17 protein-coding genes are annotated in these 18586 nt (G+C 71.3%); 10 read left to right on the top strand and 7 right to left on the bottom strand.

Going from position 1 to position 18586, the window contains the following annotated elements; genetic code table 11:
• Positions 1 to 40: 40 nt before the first annotated feature.
• Both P9K36_RS25800 and P9K36_RS25805 read left to right on the top strand, forming a co-directional pair.
• Complete coding sequence (locus P9K36_RS25800; RefSeq protein ID WP_043354012.1) at positions 41 to 1021, top strand: ABC transporter ATP-binding protein; 981 nt, start codon at positions 41 to 43, stop codon at positions 1019 to 1021.
• Positions 1018 to 1998, top strand: coding sequence for an oligopeptide/dipeptide ABC transporter ATP-binding protein (locus P9K36_RS25805; protein ID WP_043759716.1), 981 nt, complete (start codon positions 1018 to 1020; stop codon positions 1996 to 1998). Before P9K36_RS25800 ends, P9K36_RS25805 begins: the two co-directional genes overlap by 4 nt.
• A gap of 30 nt (positions 1999 to 2028) precedes the next feature.
• Here the strand turns inward: P9K36_RS25805 and P9K36_RS25810 are convergent, their stop codons facing one another.
• The 3 genes from P9K36_RS25810 to P9K36_RS25820 form a co-directional block, all read right to left on the bottom strand.
• Positions 2029 to 3690: a methyl-accepting chemotaxis protein gene (locus P9K36_RS25810; protein ID WP_111473531.1), complete on the bottom strand. Its 1662-nt coding sequence runs from the start codon at positions 3688 to 3690 to the stop codon at positions 2029 to 2031.
• A 294-nt stretch (positions 3691 to 3984) separates the two neighbouring features.
• A complete protein-coding gene (locus P9K36_RS25815; RefSeq protein WP_043759719.1) occupies positions 3985 to 4428 on the bottom strand; it encodes an MEKHLA domain-containing protein in 444 nt (147 codons plus the stop codon).
• 6 nt (positions 4429 to 4434) lie between these two features.
• A complete protein-coding gene (locus P9K36_RS25820) occupies positions 4435 to 5595 on the bottom strand; it encodes an L-dopachrome tautomerase-related protein (protein WP_100794118.1) in 1161 nt (386 codons plus the stop codon).
• 270 nt (positions 5596 to 5865) lie between these two features.
• On the opposite strand from P9K36_RS25820, the gene P9K36_RS25825 reads away from it, so the two are divergent.
• The gene (locus P9K36_RS25825) at positions 5866 to 6594 is read left to right on the top strand and encodes a ParA family protein (RefSeq protein ID WP_043759721.1); all 729 of its coding nucleotides are present in this window, start codon (positions 5866 to 5868) and stop codon (positions 6592 to 6594) included.
• Positions 6595 to 6598: 4 nt separating this feature from the next.
• Here the strand turns inward: P9K36_RS25825 and P9K36_RS25830 are convergent, their stop codons facing one another.
• Complete coding sequence (locus P9K36_RS25830) at positions 6599 to 7984, bottom strand: M20/M25/M40 family metallo-hydrolase (protein ID WP_043379370.1); 1386 nt, start codon at positions 7982 to 7984, stop codon at positions 6599 to 6601.
• A gap of 273 nt (positions 7985 to 8257) precedes the next feature.
• On the opposite strand from P9K36_RS25830, the gene P9K36_RS25835 reads away from it, so the two are divergent.
• The 5 genes from P9K36_RS25835 (at position 8258) to P9K36_RS25855 (ending at position 12929) form a co-directional block, all read left to right on the top strand.
• Positions 8258 to 8782 carry a (2Fe-2S)-binding protein gene (locus P9K36_RS25835; RefSeq protein ID WP_043379471.1) on the top strand — a complete coding sequence of 175 codons (525 nt, stop codon included), beginning with the start codon at positions 8258 to 8260 and terminating at the stop codon, positions 8780 to 8782.
• Positions 8779 to 9786: a xanthine dehydrogenase family protein subunit M gene (locus P9K36_RS25840; RefSeq protein ID WP_043759723.1), complete on the top strand. Its 1008-nt coding sequence runs from the start codon at positions 8779 to 8781 to the stop codon at positions 9784 to 9786. The genes P9K36_RS25835 and P9K36_RS25840 overlap by 4 nt, the downstream gene beginning before the upstream one ends.
• An 8-nt stretch (positions 9787 to 9794) precedes the next feature.
• Positions 9795 to 12062 carry a xanthine dehydrogenase family protein molybdopterin-binding subunit gene (locus P9K36_RS25845; RefSeq protein WP_043759725.1) on the top strand — a complete coding sequence of 756 codons (2268 nt, stop codon included), beginning with the start codon at positions 9795 to 9797 and terminating at the stop codon, positions 12060 to 12062.
• A 188-nt stretch (positions 12063 to 12250) separates the two neighbouring features.
• On the top strand, positions 12251 to 12688 hold the full coding sequence (locus P9K36_RS25850; protein ID WP_043346438.1) for an EamA family transporter: 438 nt from the start codon (positions 12251 to 12253) through the stop codon (positions 12686 to 12688).
• Between the two features lie 85 nt (positions 12689 to 12773).
• Positions 12774 to 12929: a hypothetical protein gene (locus P9K36_RS25855; protein ID WP_164706359.1), complete on the top strand. Its 156-nt coding sequence runs from the start codon at positions 12774 to 12776 to the stop codon at positions 12927 to 12929.
• A gap of 31 nt (positions 12930 to 12960) precedes the next feature.
• On the opposite strand, the gene P9K36_RS25860 is transcribed toward P9K36_RS25855, so the two are convergent.
• The 3 genes from P9K36_RS25860 to P9K36_RS25870 form a co-directional block, all read right to left on the bottom strand.
• On the bottom strand, positions 12961 to 13641 hold the full coding sequence (locus tag P9K36_RS25860) for a glutathione S-transferase family protein (protein ID WP_043346447.1): 681 nt from the start codon (positions 13639 to 13641) through the stop codon (positions 12961 to 12963).
• 73 nt (positions 13642 to 13714) lie between these two features.
• Entirely contained in the window at positions 13715 to 15199 is a 1485-nt protein-coding gene (locus P9K36_RS25865; protein ID WP_043759728.1) for a M48 family metalloprotease, read from the bottom strand.
• Between the two features lie 5 nt (positions 15200 to 15204).
• A complete protein-coding gene (locus P9K36_RS25870; RefSeq protein ID WP_052083700.1) occupies positions 15205 to 16086 on the bottom strand; it encodes a thermonuclease family protein in 882 nt (293 codons plus the stop codon).
• A 568-nt stretch (positions 16087 to 16654) separates the two neighbouring features.
• Here P9K36_RS25870 and P9K36_RS25875 point away from each other — a divergent pair.
• Together P9K36_RS25875 and metK are read left to right on the top strand one after the other, a co-directional pair.
• Positions 16655 to 17062 carry a helix-turn-helix transcriptional regulator gene (locus P9K36_RS25875; RefSeq protein ID WP_043346443.1) on the top strand — a complete coding sequence of 136 codons (408 nt, stop codon included), beginning with the start codon at positions 16655 to 16657 and terminating at the stop codon, positions 17060 to 17062.
• A gap of 170 nt (positions 17063 to 17232) precedes the next feature.
• Positions 17233 to 18411: a methionine adenosyltransferase gene (gene metK / locus P9K36_RS25880; protein ID WP_043379362.1), complete on the top strand. Its 1179-nt coding sequence runs from the start codon at positions 17233 to 17235 to the stop codon at positions 18409 to 18411.
• Positions 18412 to 18586: the final 175 nt, after the last annotated feature.

Raw genomic sequence — 18586 nt, forward strand, 5'->3', positions numbered from 1 at the left:
CGCCCATCCGACGCCCGGTTGCCACCGGAGCCGCCACGCCATGACCGACACGATCCTCTCCGTGCGCGATCTCACGGTCGCCTTCGACACCCGCCGCGGGCCGCTCACCGCCATCGACCGGGTCTCCTTCGAGATCGGCCGCGGCGAGATCCTGGGCGTCGTCGGCGAATCCGGGGCCGGCAAGTCGGTGACCGGCTCGGCGGTGATCGGGCTGATCGACCGCCCCGGACGCATCGCCGGCGGCGAGATCCGCCTGCGCGGCGAGCGCATCGACAATCTCTCGCCCGAGGCCATGCGGCGGGTGCGGGGCAAGCGCATCGGCATGATCTTCCAGGATCCGCTGACCTCGCTGGACCCGCTGTTCCGGGTGGGCGACCAGATCGTCGAGACCCTGCGCACCCACACCGACCTGTCGGGGAAAGCCGCCCGCACCCGCGCCATCGACCTGCTCGCCGAGGTCGGCATCCCGGCCCCCGAGCGGCGGATCGACGGCTACCCGCACGAGTTCTCCGGGGGCATGCGCCAGCGGGTGGTGATCGCCCTCGCGCTCGCCGCCGAGCCGGAGCTGATCATCGCCGACGAGCCGACCACGGCGCTCGACGTCTCGGTCCAGGCCCAGATCATCACCCTGCTCAAGCGCCTCTGCCGGGAGCACGGCACCGCGGTGATGCTGGTGACCCACGACATGGGCGTGATCGCCGAGGCCGCCGACCGGGTGGCGGTGATGTATGCCGGGCGCGTCGCCGAGATCGGCCCGGTCGCCTCGGTGATCGCGAAGCCCCACCATCCCTACGCGGTGGGGCTGATGGGGGCGATCCCGACCCTGTCGCAGGAGGCCACGCGGCTGAGCCAGATCCCCGGCTCGATGCCGCGCCTCACCGCCATCCCCAAGGGCTGCGCCTTCAACCCGCGCTGCCCGAAGGTCTTTTCGCGCTGCCGGGTCGAGCGGCCGGAGCCGCAGGCCGTGGAGGCGAGCCGGGTGGCCTGTCACCTGTACGATGCAGCGGAGCGCGCAGCGTGAGCGCCTACGTCGAAGTCACCGATCTGCGCCGCCGGTTCGACGTCTCGAAGCCCTGGCTCAACCGGGTGCTCGAGGGCGAGCCCCGGAAATTCCTCACGGCGGTGGACCGGGTCGGGTTCACGATCGAGAAGGGCGAGACCTTCGCGATCGTGGGCGAATCCGGCTCCGGCAAGTCGACGGTGGCGCGGATGGTGGTCGGCCTGCTGCCGCCCTCGGCCGGGGAGGTGACGATCACCGGCGTCTCGATGACCGACCCGCGCCAGGCCGCAGCCCGGCGGCGCCTGCGGGCGCGCATCCAGATGATCTTCCAGGACCCCTACGCGTCCATGAACCCGCGCTGGCGGGTGGGCCGGATCATCGCGGAGCCGATCCGGGCCTTCGGCCTGATCCAGGGGGAGGGGGCGATCCGCGCCCGGGTCAGCGAGCTGCTCGGCCTGGTCGGGCTCCACCCGGACGATGCGAAAAAATACCCGCACGAATTCTCCGGCGGCCAGCGCCAGCGGGTGGCGATCGCCCGGGCGCTGGCGAGCCAGGCGGAGTTCCTCGTGGGCGACGAGCCGACCTCGGCGCTCGACGTCTCGGTGCAGGCGCAGATCCTCAACCTGATGCGCGACCTGCAGGACCGTCTCGGGCTGACCTACCTGTTCATCTCCCACAACCTGGCCGTGGTCCGCCACATGGCGACCCGGGTGGGGGTGATGTATCTCGGCCGCCTCGTGGAGGTCGCCGCCGCCAAGGACCTGTTCGCCAGGCCCCGCCATCCCTACACGCGGATGCTCCTCGACGCGGTGCCCGACCTCGCCCATGTCGGCCGCGCCCGGGTGCCGGTCTCCGGCGAGATCCCGAACCCGATCGACCCGCCGCCCGGCTGCACCTTCAACCCGCGCTGTCCGCTGGCGAACGACCGCTGCCGGACCGAGGTGCCGGCGCTGCTGGACGGCGTCGCCTGCCACGCCGTCCAGGAGGGGCGGGCCTGAGGAGGCCCGCCCGGTCGGCCCGAGGGGCCGTCAGGCCGCCCGGACCGTGGCGAGGAAGCCCGACACTTCGGCCCCGAGCTGCTCGGATTGCCGTGACAGCTCCGACGCTGCGGTGAGCACCTGCGCGGAGGCGGCGCCGGTCTCGCTCGCGGCCTGCGTGACGCTGCCGATGCTGACGGTGACCGACTGGGTGCCCTGAGCCGCCTGCGTGACGTTGCGGACGATCTCCTGGGTCGCCGCGCCCTGCTCCTCCATGGCGGCGGCCACGCCGACGGCGATCTCGCGGAGTTCAGTGATCGTCGCGCCGATCGACTGGATGGCCGCGACGGCCTCGCGGGTCTCGCCCTGGATGGCGTTGATCTGCGCGGCGATGGTGTCCGTCGCCCGCGCCGTCTGCGAGGCCAGCTCCTTGACCTCGCCTGCGACGACGGCGAAGCCGCGCCCCGCCTCGCCCGCACGGGCGGCCTCGATCGTGGCGTTGAGCGCCAGCAGGTTCGTCTGAGCGGCGATCCCGGAGATCAGACCGACCACCGCCCCGATCTTCTCGGCGCCCTCGGCCAGCCCGCGCACGATCGTGGTGGACTGCGCGGCATCCGCGGCGGCCCGCTCGGCCATGATCGTGGAGCGGGCGACCTGCTGGGCGATCTCGCCGATGGAGGCCGCCATTTCCTCGCTCGCCGCCGCCACGGTCTGGACGTTGGAGGAGGTCTGCTCGGCGGCCGAGGCGACGCTCATGGATTGACCCGCCGTCTGATCGGCCGTGCGGCTCATCGACTGGGCAGTCGCCTCCATCTCGGTTGCGGCCGAGGCCAGGCCGTGCGTGAGCTGCGTGACCTGGCTCTGGAACGCCCGCGTCGCATCGTCCAGCACCTGGGCCCGCCGCATCTTGGCGGCGTTCTCGATCGCTGCAGCCGCGTCGGCGTCCCGCTTGGCGATCATCGCCTCCTTGAACACCTGGACGGCCTGGGCCATCCCGCCGATCTCGTCCGCCCGTTCCGCGCCCGTGACCGGCGCCTCGAGCTCGCCGGCGGCCAGGCGGGTCATCGTCGCCGTCATGCCGCCGAGCGGACGGATCACCTGCACGACGATCGTGTAGATGCCGTAGGCGATGCTGAGCGCCGCGAGGACGAGGGCGGCCAGCAGGGCGAGGCGCGACCAGCCCGCGGTGGTCTCGGAGCGCTCGAACTCCGCCTCCGCTTCACGGACCTGCAAGGCCGTGAGCTTGCCGAGGGTCGCGTTGGCGGTCCGCAGGCTCGTCAGCAGGTCCGCATGCGTGGACTCGAAATCCGAAGCGCGACCGGCGGCGATGCGCTTGAGGATCTCGGCCGCGATGGCATCGTTCCGGTCGAGCGACCCCTGCAGCTCGGTGGCCAGAGCCTTCTCCTCCGGGGTCAGGTAGGTCGCCAGATAGGCCGACCACTGCGTGTGCAGGTTGGAGAGATCGCGCTCGATCTGGTCCTTCGCCTGGGCCGGGTCGATCTGCCGGCCGCGCAGCCTGCGCGAGATGTCGATCAGGTCGTCATAGGCATCGCGGATGATGCTGAATTGCCGGAGGCAGACGACGCGGTCGTCGAAGACGGTCTTGAAGCTCTGGTGATTCCAGTGAAGGGCGAGATTGCCCATGGCGGCACATGCGAGCAGGAGCAGGCCCATGACGGCCAGGAGTGCGAGCAGTCTGAGTTTGATGGTCATCGTGGGCGGGTGGCCTTCCAGACGGTGGCATCCGAGACCGGCGGCGGCGCAGACACGCGCGCGGTGATTTCGGAGTTTGCACCTTGGTGAGGCACGATGATTAAAGTTTAGTCGATAAATGCAGTCGAGTTTCGAGCCAAGACAAGATTTCAAACGAACGTGATCGAGACTGCAAAGCGCGTGACTGATTTCTATCTGTAACTGATATTTTCAAGAAACTTCTATCGGAAGGTGTAAGGCCCGGCCTGCGACGGGGCTGGCCCGGCGACGGAGCCGGCAGGATCGGCCGCTTCCTCAGGCGTCGCGCCATGCCGAGAAGGTCGCGGCCTGTCCCACATTCATGCCGTCGCGGTCGAGCTGCCAGACCACCGCCTGGTCGATCCAGAACCGCCGCCCGTCCTTGGCGATCCGCAGGCCGCGATAGCCGCGGCTGTAGCCGTCCCGGGTGACCGCGTCGAGGAGGCTCTGCCGCGCGGCCCGTTCGGGCGCCTCGGCCGAGAGCCGCGAGGGCAGGCCGATCAGTTCGTCCCAGGCGTAGCCGAAGCAGGCCTGGGCGGCCCGGTTGCCGTAGACGAAGCGGGGATCCGCGGCGCCATCGTGGGCGAGGACCGCGAAGGGGGCCGCCGCGTAGAGCCAGGCCGCATCGGCACCGGCCGGCACCAGGGACTCGCCGAGCCGCCGCGCATAGCTGCCGGTGAGCAGGGCGAAGAAGTCCGGGTCGTGCGAGAGGTCCGTCATGATCCGCTACAGGACAGGGTCCGCGTCGATGCGCATGCGCAGGATCGCGTAGGGCGGCTGCTGCAGGTCCCGGCCGCGGTTGAATTCCGGCCGCCGGTTGACCTGGGCTGCCGAGATATAGAGCCATCGGTCCGGGGTGATCCAGAAGGTGTCGGCCCAGATCAGCCGGTCGTCGGCGGCCAGCACCTCCACGGTGCCGTCCGGCAGGCGCCGGCCGACCGCGTTGTGCTCCTGCAGGCTGAGATAGACCCGGTCCTCGGAATCGGTGGTCAGCCCGCCGGTCATGCCCTTCTCGCCGAGATCCTTGACAGCGGCGGCCACGGCCGCGTCCGAGACGTTCGGGTCGCGCAGGGCCGCGGTCTCGACCGCGTAGAGCCGCCGGCTCATCAGCGGCGCGTAGTACAGGCGGCGTCCGTCCGGGCTGATCGCGATGCCGTTGGCGCCGCCCTTCGGGCTCTTCTCCGGCGCGTCGCCCTTCCGCTCCATCACGGGCCGCCGCTCCACGAACTTGACCAAGCCCTCCTCGGAGCGCGTGCTGGGATGGTCCGCGAGGCGCCGCACCACCCGCCCGCTGTCGAGATCGACCGCGAGGATCGCCCCCGCGCCGGCCTGCCCCTGATCGGTGACGTAGGCCAGCGCCCGCCCGTCGCGCACGTCGACCCGCAGGTCGTTCAGCGAGGAATCCGGCACCACGCCCGCGTCGAGGGGGATCGTCCGGCGGATGCTGTTCCGGCCGATATCGATCGCCAGGATCTTCGCGCCGCCCGGCACCGGCCGTCCCTTGCCGGTCGGCAGGCCGGCATCGAGCACCCAGAGGGTGTCGTCACGGTCGAAGACGCCGTTCGGCACATGGAACAGGGTGGCCTGCGGCGCCTGCGGATCCGGGCGGTTGGCCGCCGCGTCGGGGTAGGGCTTCACCGATCCGTCGGGCAGCACCTCGCCGAGGGTGATCGGCTCCGCACCGGTGAAGCGCGGCATCATCACGAAGATCCGTCCGCCCCGGGCGATGGCGAGTCCCGTGGGGGTCGAGGGCGCATCCGCCGCGATGGCGAGGTCCAGAATCCCCGCAGGCCGGCTCGTCGGGGGCGGCGGCGTCCCGGCGCGGGCCGCGGGGGCGGCGAGGGCCAGGAGCCCCGTTCCGATCAGGCGGCGGCGGTCGAGGCGCATGCGGATCCCGGCGTGGCGGTCATCGGAGTCCCGGCGGGGGCGCGGCGCGCGACCGACGGGATGCCGGCCCAACGCACGGGCCGTCCGGGCGATCCCGCGCGCCGGAATCCGCGCCCCGCCGATCGGGAGCCGGCGACGGGCGGTCCACAGGCGCCGCCGCGCGACGCTGGCCCCAGCCAGCGGCGTCACGGTAAGCACGATCGTGCCGGACCTCGATTCGGCGCCGCACGGGCCGAGGCCCGGGCCTGAGATTGGAGAGGTGGGACACGCATGGATCCCGAAGGATCCGAACCGGCGCCGGACACCGCGCCCCGGCCCGGCGCCGGCTCGCTGCGGGTCCTCGCCCTGGCGGTGCAGAAGGGCGGGACGGGCAAGACAACCCTCGCGGCCTCCCTGGCCGTCGCCGCCGCGGAGGCCGGCGAGCAGGTGACCGCCCTCGATCTCGACCCGCAGGGATCCCTGGCCGGCTGGGGGGCCCTGCGCAAGGGCGACCGCGGGAGCGACCGCGAGAGCGACGCCGTCGCGGTCGACCGGATCCAGCCCTGGGAGATGGGCCAGCTGTCGGAGATTCTCGGCATCCTCGCCGAGCAGGGCACGACGCTCGCCGTCCTCGACACCGCCGGCAGCGCGTCCGGCCTCGCGCCGGCCCTGAAGGATGCCGACTTCGTCCTGATGCCGGTCCGCCCCTCGCGGCTCGACATCGTGGCCGCCCGGCCGACCCTCCAGGCGCTCGTCGGGCTCGGGCTGCGGGAGCGGCTGGCCCTGGTGCTGAACCAGTGCCCGCCGCCGCCCTCGCCGCGCACCAGCGCCTACGCGGCGCAGCTGCGCGCCCTGGGCGTCCTGGCCGAGCCCGGCATCATCCACCGGGTCGACCACCAGGACGCCCTGGCGACCGGGCTCGGCGTCACGGAATACGCCCCCGTCAGCCCGGCCGCCGACGAGGTCCGGGCCCTCTGGACCTGGATCGACGGGAAGATGCGGTCGGCCTCCGCCCGCTGACGGCTCAGCCCTGGCCGAGGGCCGCGAGGATCCGCGCCCAGGAGCGCGTGCCCTTGTGGAAGCTCGTCAGGTCGTACTTCTCGTTCGGCGAGTGGATCCGGTCGTCGTCGAGGCCGAAGCCGATCAGCAGGGTGTCGCGCCCGAGGATCCGCTTGAAGTCGCCGACGATCGGGATCGAGCCGCCGGCCCCGACGGTCACCGCCGGCACGCCCCACTCGTCCTGCAGCGCGGCCTTGGCGGCTCCGAGCTGCGGCATGTCGAAGGGCAGGCTGATCGCCCGCGAGCCCTTGTAGGTGATGACCTCGACCCGGCAATCTGCCGGCACGCGTTCCCGCACGAACGCCTCGAAGCTCTCGGCGAGCCGCTTCGGATCCTGGTCGTCCACGAGGCGGAACGAGACCTTGGCGGAGGCGGTCGAGGCGATCACCGTCTTGGTGCCCTCGCCGGTATAGCCGCCGATGATGCCGTTGGCGTCGCAGGAGGGGCGCGACTGCACCAGCTCGATCGGCATGCGCCCGCGCTCGCCCGCGGGCTCCTTGAGGCCGATCGGCCCGAGCAGGGTCTCCGGCGTCAGGCCGAGGCCGCGCCACTGCTCCAGCACCTCGGGCGGGCGCTCGTGCACGCCCTCGTAGAAGCCCGGGATCGTCACGCGACCGTCGGCATCGTGCAGGTCGGCGATGATCTTCGACAGGACGTGGATCGGGTTGCGGGCGGCGCCGCCGAAGAAGCCCGAATGCAGGTCCCGGTCGGCGCAGGTCACCTTCACCTCGAAATAGGCGAGGCCGCGCAGGGACGAGGTGATGGCCGGGGTCTTCCGGTCCCACATGCCGGTGTCGCAGACGAGGACCACGTCGCAGCCGAGCCGGTCGCGGTTGGCGGCGACCCATTCGGGGAGCCCCTGCGAGCCGCTCTCCTCGGCGCCCTCGATCAGGATCGTGACGCCGCAGGGCAACTCGCCGTGCATGGCGATATAGGCCCGGCACGCCTCCACGAAGGTCATCACCTGCCCCTTGTCGTCGGAGGCGCCGCGCCCGACGATTTTCTTGCCGCCCTGCCCGTCGTCGGCGAGGTGCGGCTCGAAGGGCGGCGTCGTCCACAGGTCGAGGGGGTCGACGGGCTGCACGTCGTAATGGCCGTAGAACAGGACGTGCGGCGCGCCCGGCTTCGGCTTGTGGGCCAGCACGACCGGATGGAGCGAGGTCTCCTCGACGGAGGTCTCGAAGCCCAGCGCGGTCAGGTCCTTGGCGAGCCAGGCGGCGGCCTCGCGGCACTGGCCGGCATAGGCGGGATCGGTGGAGATCGACGGGATCCGCAGGAAGGCGAACAGCCGCTCCAGGGCGTTCTCCAGATCCGTGTCGATGTCGTTGAGGATCGCGTCGAGCGCGGCCATCGGGGGCTCCGGGGTGCGGCGGGGACTCTGCGGGACGAGGGTTAGCCGAGGCGGGGCGGGGGCGGCAACGTCGGAGGACGGGTTGATTGGCCCCGGAGCCGCTTCGCGGACCCGCCAGCGATCATGGGGTGAGACAGCGCGCACCGGAACAGGCGCAGATTGGAATGGTTATCGATCGAGCCCTCAGGCCGGTGCCCGCGCGTCTCTGCCGGTTGCCGCTTCGGCCGATCCGTTCCCGCCCGGCCCCGGCCGGCCCAGACCGTGGACGACATCATGCGACTCGAGACCCAGCCGCCGGTGTCGGCGGATACGCCCATCGGCATCACGCTGACGATCAACGGGCAGCGACGCGAACTCCGCGTCGCGCCCTGGACCACGCTACTCGACCTGCTGCGCGAGCGGCTCGACCTCACCGGCACCAAGAAGGGCTGCGACCACGGCCAGTGCGGCGCCTGCACGGTGCTGGTGAACGGCACCCGGGTGAATTCCTGCCTGACCCTCGCGGTGATGAAGGACGGGGCCGAGATCACCACGGTCGAAGGGCTCGCCGCCCTCGGCGACCGGGCGGGCAGCAACGCCCTCCACCCGATCCAGGAGGCGTTCATCGAGCACGACGCCTTCCAGTGCGGCTACTGCACGCCCGGCCAGCTCTGCTCATCGGTGGGCCTGATGAACGAGGGCCACGCCCACACCCGGGACGAGATCCGCGAGGCGATGAGCGGCAACCTCTGCCGCTGCGGCGCCTACACCAACATCGTCGACGCCATCGAGGACGTCATGCAGGGAGACGCCCGATGAACCGCTTCGATTACGTCCGCGCCGGCACGGTGGCGGAGGCGGTGCAGGCCTTCGGGGCCGGGGCCCGCTTCATCGCCGGCGGCACCAACCTGATCGACCTGATGAAGTACGAGGTCGAGAAGCCGGGCCGGCTGATCGACATCACCCACCTGCCCCTCGACCGGATCGAGGCGCACGGGGACGGGCTCCGGATCGGGGCGCTCGTGACCAACGCCAAGGTGGCGTACGACGACAGAGTGACGGAGCGCTATCCGCTCCTGCGCAACGCCATCCTGGCCGGCGCCTCGGCGCAGCTGCGCAACGCCGCCTCCACGGGCGGCAACCTGCTGCAGCGGACCCGCTGCTACTATTTCTACGACGTGGCCACGCCCTGCAACAAGCGCGCGCCCGGCTCCGGCTGCCCGGCGATCGGCGGGATGAACCGCATCCACGCGATCTTCGGCACGAGCGACAAGTGCATCGCCACGCACCCCTCCGACATGTGCATCGCGCTGGCCGCCCTGGAGGCCACCGTGCAGGTGAACGGGCCGCAGGGCGAGCGGTCGATCCCGTTCTCCGAATTCCACCGCCTGCCGGGGGAGTCCCCCGAGACGGACACGAACCTCGCCCCCGGCGAGATCGTTGTGTCGGTGGACCTGCCGGAGAGCCGCTTCCCGCAGCACTTCACCTACCTGAAGCTGCGCGACCGGTTGTCCTACGCCTTCGCGCTGGTCTCGGTGGCGGCGGGGCTCGAACTCGACGGCGACCGGATCAAGACCGCGCGCCTCGCGCTCGGCGGCGTCGCCCACAAGCCCTGGCGCAACCGCGAGGCCGAGGCCCTGCTCGAGGGCAAGCCCGCCACCCGCGCCAGCTTCCAGGACGCGGCCGACCTGATCGTCGCGGAAGCCAAGCCGCAATCGGAGAACGGCTTCAAGATCGATCTCGCCCGGCGGGCCATCGTGCGCGGCCTCGAACAGGCCGCCGCCGGCACGCCCCAGTCGCTCAGCGACAAGCGCATCCAGTAGGCCCCGCCATGACCCAGACCTCGAACCCCCAGACCTTCAGCTCCACCGGCCGCGACACCTTCGTCGGCAGCCCGCGCAGCCGCATCGACGGGCCCGCCAAGGTCACCGGCCTCGCCAAGTACGCGGGCGAGTTCGCCGCGCCCGGCCTCGCCTACGGCTATGTGGTGTCCAGCTCCATCGCCAAAGGCCGGATCACCGCCATCGAGTCCGCCGAGGCCGAGGCGGTCCCGGGCGTCCTCAAGGTCATTACCCACGCGAACCGGCCGCGCACCGCGTGGCGGGACAAGAACTTCCAGGACGCGGTGGCGCCCCCCGGCTCGCCCTTCCGCGCCCTCTACGACGACCTGATCGTGTTCAGCGGCCAGCCGGTCGCCCTGGTGGTGGCGGAAGATTTCGAGACCGCGCGCTACGCCGCGTCCCTCGTCCGCGTCAGCTACGCGATGCAGGAGCCCGTCACCGACCTCAAGGCCGTGCGCGGCGACGCCTACGATCCGCCCACCAAGCGCGAGGGCATCAAGCCGCCGCCGGCTCCGTGGGGCGACGCCGACCAGGCGTTCGGCAGCGCGCCGATCCGCGTGCAGGGCGGCTACAGCATGGCCAACGAGCACCACAACCCGATGGAGCCGCACGCCACCACGGTGGTGGTGGAGCAGGACGGGACCTACACGGTCTACGACAAGATCCAGGGCGTCTCGAACAGCCACCAGTACCTCGTCAACGTGTTCGGCCTGAAGCCCGATCAGGTCCGGGTGCTCAACCCCTATCTCGGCGGCGGCTTCGGCTCCGGGCTGCGCCCCCAATACCAGGCGTTCCTGGCGATGCTGGCCGCCCAGGAGCTGAAGCGCTCGGTCCGGGTCACCCTGACCCGCGACCAGATGTGGTCCTTCACCTACCGGGGCGAGGCGCTCCAGACCGTCGCGCTCGGCGCCGAGCCGGACGGCACGCTGACGACGCTGCGGCACGACGCCGTCCAGGGCACCTCCACCTTCGAGGATTACCAAGAGGTGATCGTCAACTGGTCGGGGGTTCTCTACCGCTGCGAGAACGTGGCCCTAACCTACCGCATCGCCAAGCTCGACACCGCCACCCCGGGCGACATGCGCGCCCCCGGTGCCGTGACCGGGGTCTTCGCCATCGAGACCGCCATGGACGAGCTCGCCTATGCGACCGGCCAGGACCCGATCGCCCTGCGGCTGAAGAACTACGCCGAATCCGACGCCACCGCCCAGGGCAAGCCCTTCGGCTCGAAGGAGCTGAAGAGCTGCTTCCGGCAGGGCGCCGAGCGCTTCGGCTGGGCGAAGCGCAATCCCGAGCCCCGCTCCATGCGCGAGGGGCGGGAGCTCGTCGGCTGGGGCGTGGCCACCGGCATCTGGGAATCGATGATGATGCAGTCGAGCGCCATCGCGACCCTGACGCCGGACGGCCGCCTGACGGTGGGCAATTCCACCGGCGATATCGGCACCGGCACCTACACGATTCTGACGCAGATCGCCGCCGACACCCTCGGCCTGCCGATGGACGCGGTGACGACCAAGCTCGGCGACACCCGCCTGCCGGAGGCGCCGGTCGCCGGCGGCTCCTGGACGGCGGCCTCCTCGGGCACCGCCGTGATGAAGGCCTGCCGCAATGTCGGCGAACAGGTGTTCAAGCTCGCCCGCGGGCTCGAGAACTCGCCGCTCGCCAATGTCGACTTCGACCGGGCCGTCTTCGCGGACGGCCGGATCTCGGTTGCCGGCGATCCGGGCCGCAGCGTCTCCCTGGTCGAGGTGATGCAGGCGGCCGGCATCGACAAGGTCGAGGCGGTGGAACAGGCCGGGCCCGACAAGGACTTCAATCAGAAATACGAGGCCTACACCCACTCGGCGATCTTCGTGGAGGTGAAGGTCGACGAGGAGCTGGGTCAGGTCCGGGTGACCCGCGTCGTCTCGGCGATCGCGGCCGGCAAGGTGTTGAACCCGAAGACCGCGCGCAGCCAGATCCTCGGCGGCGTCGTCATGGGGATCGGCTCGGCCCTGGAGGAGGAGTCGATGCTCGACCACCGGATCGGCCGGTTCATGAACCACAATCTCGGCGAGTATCATGTGCCGGTGAACGCCGACATCTACGACATCGACGTGATCTTCGTGGAGGAGGAGGACAAGGCGAACCCGCTCGGCGTGAAGGGGCTCGGCGAGATCGGGATCGTCGGCACCGCGGCGGCGATCACCAACGCGGTGTTCCACGCCACCGGCAAGCGGGTGCGCGACCTGCCGATCACGATCGACAAGCTGCTCTGAAGCCGAGATCCGAGCGCCGCCGCGCCCCGGGCGCGGCGGTCACGTCCACGTCAACGTCCATGGGCGCATCCGCATCGCGAGCGCCGTGATGCGATCTGGGGGGGCGCGCTCGGTCGGCGTGGCACTCCGCCTGTCGCTCCGCGCGCGAAGACGCCGAGCGCCCGGAACCGAAACGGCGTGAGAGCTCCGTGAGCCACCTGCTGCACTCCTGGCGCTTCTGGGCGCTCGCCGCCGCCGGCTTCGCGGCACTCACCGCGATCCTCGCCAAGGTCGGGGTCTCGGGCGTCCAGTCGGATGTCGCGACCTTCGTGCGGACCGCCGTGATCCTGGTCTTTGCCGGGGCGATCGTCGTCGGCTCCGGGCAGGCCGGCGGCCTCGCGCAGATCTCCGGCCGCAGCCTCGTCTTCCTCACCCTGTCGGGGCTCGCCACCGGGGCGTCCTGGCTCTGCTACTTCCGGGCCCTGTCGCTGGGGGACGCCGCCCGGGTCGCGCCGATCGACAAGCTCAGCGTCGTGCTGGTGGCGATCCTCGGCGCCACCCTGCTCGGCGAAACCCTCAGCCTCGCCGCCTGGATGGGCGTCGGCCTGATCGCCGCCGGGGCCGCCCTCGTCGCATCCGGCTGGTAAGCGCTGGTCAGCGGATGCGTGCCGGCGCACAGATCCGTTAACCGGAGGAGCGCATCCTGACGGTCCCTCGCGAACGGGGACCGTCATGGATTGGGTCTATCGTGGCTTCGAGACCTCGCTGATCGGTCTCGCCCTGTGTCTCGGCCTCGCCGCCTGTTTGACGCTCGGTACCGAGCGGACACCGCCCGGCACGCTCTCCGTCACCCTGCCGATGCTCACGGTGACCGCTCCCGCGCCCTGAGGCGAAGGGAGCGGTCGGATCCGGCGGAGCGTCAGGCGGCGCTGTTCACGGCGCGGAACATGAAGCTCCGGGCCTCGTCGTCCATCTCGGCCTTGAAGGCGTGGCGGCCCTTCAGCGCCTCGGCGGCCTGCGCGGCCGGCCGCGCGTTGAGCGCATCGAGGTGGCGCTTGACGTTGGGCAGGTCCCCGAAGGCGCCTTCGCCGAGGATGAACGGCACCATCCGGGCCCAGCCCCAGACCGCCATGTCGACGATCGTGTAGGTGTCGCCCAGCACGTAGGTGCGGTCGGCGAGGCGCTGGTCGAGGATGCCCCAGTGCCGGCGCGCCTCGAAGGTGTAGCGTTCGGTGGCGTAGGCGCCCCCGTCCTGCGCGAAGTGGCGGAAATGCACGCACTGGCCGGAGAACGGCCCGATGCCGGTGGCCACGAACATCAGCCACGACAGCATCTCGCCGCGGACCGGCTCGCCCTCCGGCAGGAACCGGCCGGTCTTGCCCGCCAGATACATCAGGATCGCGTTCGAATCGAACACGGTCACGTCGCCGTCGACGATCGCCGGCACCTTCCCGTTCGGGTTGACCGCCGTGTAGGCGGGATCGAACTGCTCGCCCTTGCGGGTATCGACCGGCACCGGCTCGTAGGGCAGCCCCATCTCCTCGAGGCAGAGGGCGACCTTCATGGGGTTGGGGCTGAGATTGTAGAAGAATCGAATCACGGCGCTCTCCCTGAACGACCCCGGCAGGATGTCCGGGCCGGGCGAACGCACAAGCCGCCGCCGCGCAGGGCGGCTATTCCACGATGATCTTGTAGCCGCGACCCGGCACCAGCGCGGCGCCGCGCTCCAGGCCGTTGAGGACGAGGAACCGGTCGAGCGCCCGGTCGGGCACCGCCATGCGGCGGGCGAGATCCTCGGCATTGGCCGACATCGCCTGGACCACCTGCAGCCGCAGGGGACGCAGGACCGCCTCGTCCGGCGACACGGCGACGAGGGTCGAGGTCCAGCGGCGGAAGGCCGGGTCGGGATCGGCGGTGCCCTTGGCGGCCATGATCATCCGGTAGGTCGAATCGCCGATCCGGATCGCCGCGAGGCGGAAGGTCCACTCCTTCCCCCGCGACAGCGCGAAGGCCGCCGGGTGGCCGCCGACCTCCCGGGTCTCGAAGCCGGCCGGGTCGAAGGCGTCGTTCCAGCTCGCCTTGAGCACCGCATCGAGGGGCTGGCCCTCCTTGGCCTCGATCTGGTCGAACAGCAGGCGCCGGCTGCCGTCCTGGGTCGTCCCGAGCACCGCCGAGCGGGTGTTCTCCAGGGTGAAGCCCTCCGGCACCTCGAAGGCGATACCGAGGCCGGGATGGATGAAGCGGTGCCCGCGCACCGCGCCGTCGCGCGGATTGTCGCCGTAGGCGAGGCCGTCCACCGCCGCGAGGTAGGTGGCGCGGTCGTCGGTGCCGATGCCCGGCGCGCCGATGCGGCGGGCCGCCCGGGTGACCTGGGTGATGCGCTCGGCCGTGCCCGGATGGGTCGCCAGCATGTCGGGCGCGTTGGCGCTGCCGGCCTTCAGCCCGGTCGAGCGGCTGAGGGCGGTGAGGAAGCGCCCGGCCGCGAACGGATCGTAGCCGGCCTTGGCGAGGGTGCGCACGCCGGTGGCGTCCGCCTCCAGCTCCTGCTCGCGGGAGAACCGGGCCAGGGCGAAGCGGGACTGGTGCTGGAGCTGCGCGCCGGTATCGGGATCGTTCAGCACGTCGGCCACGACCCGGCTGACGAGCGCCGAGCGCAGCTCCAGCTCGCTGCGGGCCGTGGCGTGGTTGAGGGTCACGTGGGCCATCTCGTGCGCCAGGACGGCGGCCACCTCGGAGGTGTCGCTCGCCAGGGCCACGAGGCCGCGGGTCACGTAGAGCCGCCCGTTCGGCAGCGCGAAGGCGTTGACCACCGGCGAATCGAGGAGCGTCACCGTGTAGCTCTGATCGGGCCGGTCGCTGGCCCGCACGAGGCGGTCCGTCACCTCCGTGAGCAGCCGCATCACGTTGGGCGCCCGCGCCTCGCCCCCGAAGGAGGCCACGAGCTTGAGGTGGTCGGCGTCCGCGGCGCGCTCGCGGCCCGTCGTGCGCGGCGCCTCCGCGGGCACCCGGACCACGGCCGGCCGCACGGTCGCCTCGGTCTGGTCGGCGACGCAGGCGCCGAGCAGCAGGGCGAGCCCGCCGAGCGCCGCCGCACCGCGCGGGCGGCGTCCCGCCCCGTGGACGCACGCCCCGATGATGTGACCCGTGATCCCGCCCATCGCGATCAGCGCCGCAATTCCCGTTCCCCGTCCGGACCGGCCTCCGGCCGGTCCGCCTCGTCCAGAACCTCGATCCCGTCGACGGCGGCCTCCAAGGTCGGGCCGCGCCGGACCTCGAGGAGGCCGCGCACCCGCACGCGCCGGTCTTCGAGCGAGGCCGCACTCAAACCACGGGCGCGCATCATTCGCCAAGTGCGTTTCGATACCGTCACCGTGAGCCCGTCCGTGCCCCGGGCCGCGAAATCGAGATAGGTGCGCGCGCCCCGCTCGCCGATATGGCGGATGCGCCCCTCCACGACGACGAAATGCCCCGCCTTCGCCCGGAGCGCCGGGCCGTCCTGCGCCCCTGGAAGCGGCGCGCGCCAGAGGCCGAGCCTGCGTGCGCGGGCCGCCGCCTCCACGAGGCGCAGGGCGGGGCGGCAGAGCGAATCGGCCTCGTTCGCGTCCGCGACGGCGAGGCCCGCCCCGATGAGGCCGCCCGCCAGATCCTCCTCACCCTCCGCGATCAGGAGATCGGCCCGCACCCGATCCCAGCGGTCGGGCTGCCCGCGCGGAATCATCGTGACCCTGGCGCCCAGACGGGCCTCCAGCCAGGCCTGGGCCGCGGATGCGGCCTCCGGCGCGTCCGGCCACCGCAGCGAGTCCGGCACCGCCCGGACGCCCGACGCGAGGCGGATCTCCCCCCGGGGACCGATCCCCGCGATGACCTCGACGCGCGCCGGCCCCGCGATGCATTCGGACAGGCTGGTCCGCGGGGCGGCCCGGACCGGAAGGACGCCCGGCGTCGCGGCGAGGGAGGCCGTGAGCACGACCGCGCGCACCGCTGCGCGCACCACCCGCGCCGCTGCCGCGCTCCGCTGTCTCTCCCAGCCCGTGATCCCGCCCATGGAACACCCCCGAGGCCGCGAGCCCCGGCCGTCCGCCTTTCCACCGGGCGCGGTTGGCCTCGGACGGGGAGAATGCTATGGAGCACGCGGTTGTCTCCGTAGCTCAGCTGGACAGAGCACAGGTTTCCTAAGCAGGTTTAATTGGGCGTCGCGTCGGGAAACCACGCGGCGGATCCGCTCAAAGTCGGGGAAAGCTTCCGGCATCGGCGCTCAGGCGTCCGATGCTCTGCCGATCCCGAGCCAAGCCCGACGGTGCCCCGGCGGGAAGGTGTAGAGACTAGACGGGCGGCACCTAACGGCTGGAGGCGATCCAGTCCACGGTGAAGGGATAGTCCAGGCCACGAACGCGAGCCTTCGGGACGCGGCGGCGAAAGCCGAAGTGGTATGAAACCTGGGGTCGCAGGTTCGAGCCCTGCCGGGGACGCCAAGTTTTCGCGTCTTGCAATTCTCTCCGGCCGCGGAGCCGCGCGCAAATCGTCCGCCACGGTGACCGCCTGCCGGTGACAAGTACCGAGGGCCGCGCTAAGCTTTGCTGCCAGGATTCATGGCGGGGGTGGACGAGCACTTCATGGCGGGCCAGAAGACCGATCAGCGCGACGTCTATGTCGGGCAACGCATCGCCGAGCAGCGCCGGAAGGCGTCGCTCACACAGCGCCGCGTCGCGCAGAGCTTCGGTATGTCTGCTGCCCAGCTCCAGAAGTATGAGAAGGGCACCAACCGGATCAGCGCCGTCCATCTCGATATCTTCTCGCGGATGACCGGCGTGCCGATGGATTACTTCTTTAAAGGCATGCCCCGGAACGATGACTTCGTCGCGCCGGGCTTCGGCGAGCGCGAGCAATCGGCCCTGTCGGATGGCGGCCTGAAGGGGCTGGCCGAAATCGTGGGCCGTCACATCACCGAAAACTTCTCCGAGGAAGCGCGCCGCGACGTGGCCGACGCCATCCGCGCCCTGGAGAGCAAGATCGGCGGTTGAGGCCGCGGCGGGATCCCCGGGGCGGCCGTTCTTTCGGTCGTTTCGTCCGTTATAGCGGATCCGTTCGTTCCTCCATCTTGACCGTCCACTGCTCGGGTGCGAGAACGCCCGCCCCATGAAGGGTCTAACGCCGCGATCGCGACGGCGTACCTCTGAACCGAGGCCGTCTGATGCCGCGCTCAAACTATCTGTTCACCAGCGAGTCCGTGTCCGAGGGGCACCCCGACAAGGTCTGCGACAGAATCTCCGACACCGTCGTCGACGCCTATCTCGCGGCGATGCCGGAGGCACGGCTCGGCGTCGAGACCCTCGCCACCACCAACCGCATCGTCATCGCCGGCGAGGTGCGCGGGCCCGATTCGGTCACCTTCAAGGACCTCGAGGCCCTGACCCGCGAGGCCGTGAAGGATATCGGCTACGAGCAGTCGGGCTTCCACTGGAAGAACAACGACGTCGCCATCTACCTCCACGCCCAGTCGGCCGACATCGCCCAGGGCGTGGACGCCGCCGGCAACAAGGACGAGGGCGCGGGCGACCAGGGCATCATGTTCGGCTACGCCGCCGACGAGACCCCCGAGCTGATGCCGGCGCCGATCTTCTACGCCCACAAGATCCTCAAGGACCTCGCCGACGCCCGCAAGGCGAAGCAGGGCGACGCCGCCAAGCTCGGGCCCGACGCCAAGAGCCAGGTCACGGTCCGCTATGAGAACGGCCGCCCGGTCGAGGTCACGCAGATCGTGCTGTCGACGCAGCACCTCGACGAGTCCCTCGATTCCGCGGACGTGCGCGCCATCGTCGAGCCCTACATCCTCAAGGCCCTGCCGCAGGGCTGGGTCAACGAGGGCACGGCCTGGCACGTGAACCCGACCGGCAAGTTCGTGATCGGCGGTCCGGACGGCGATGCCGGCCTCACCGGCCGCAAGATCATCGTCGACACCTACGGCGGCGCGGCCCCGCATGGCGGCGGCGCGTTCTCCGGCAAGGATCCGACGAAGGTCGACCGCTCGGCGGCCTACGCGGCGCGCTACCTCGCCAAGAACGTGGTGGCCGCGGGCCTCGCCAGCCGCGCCACGATCCAGCTCGCCTACGCGATCGGCGTCTCGAAGCCGCTCTCGATCTACGTGGACCTGCACGGCACCGGGAACGTGGACGAGGCCAAGCTCGAAGCCGTGCTGATGGACGCCATGGACCTGTCGCCCCGCGGCATCCGCACGGCGCTCGGCCTCAACAAGCCGATCTACGCGCGCACCTCGGCCTACGGCCATTTCGGCCGCGCCCCGGAGGCCGATGGCGGCTTCTCCTGGGAGCGCACCGACCTCGCCGGCAAGCTGAAGTCCGCCCTCGCCTGAGGACGGAATCGCCCCGGACCCGCGGAGCGGGTTCGGGGCAGCGCCGGTTCCGGTGTCGTCCGGGGCCTGCGCCGGACGCACACCCACCGCGATCGGCGCCCCCATGCCTGGGTCCGACCGGTGGCCGGCTCGGGCCGGCAACCGCTCCGTCATCCGGGGCCGCCCCGCGGAGCCC

The sequence above is a fragment of the Methylobacterium sp. 391_Methyba4 genome (assembly GCF_029691625.1).
GTDB classification, from domain to species: domain Bacteria; phylum Pseudomonadota; class Alphaproteobacteria; order Rhizobiales; family Beijerinckiaceae; genus Methylobacterium; species Methylobacterium fujisawaense.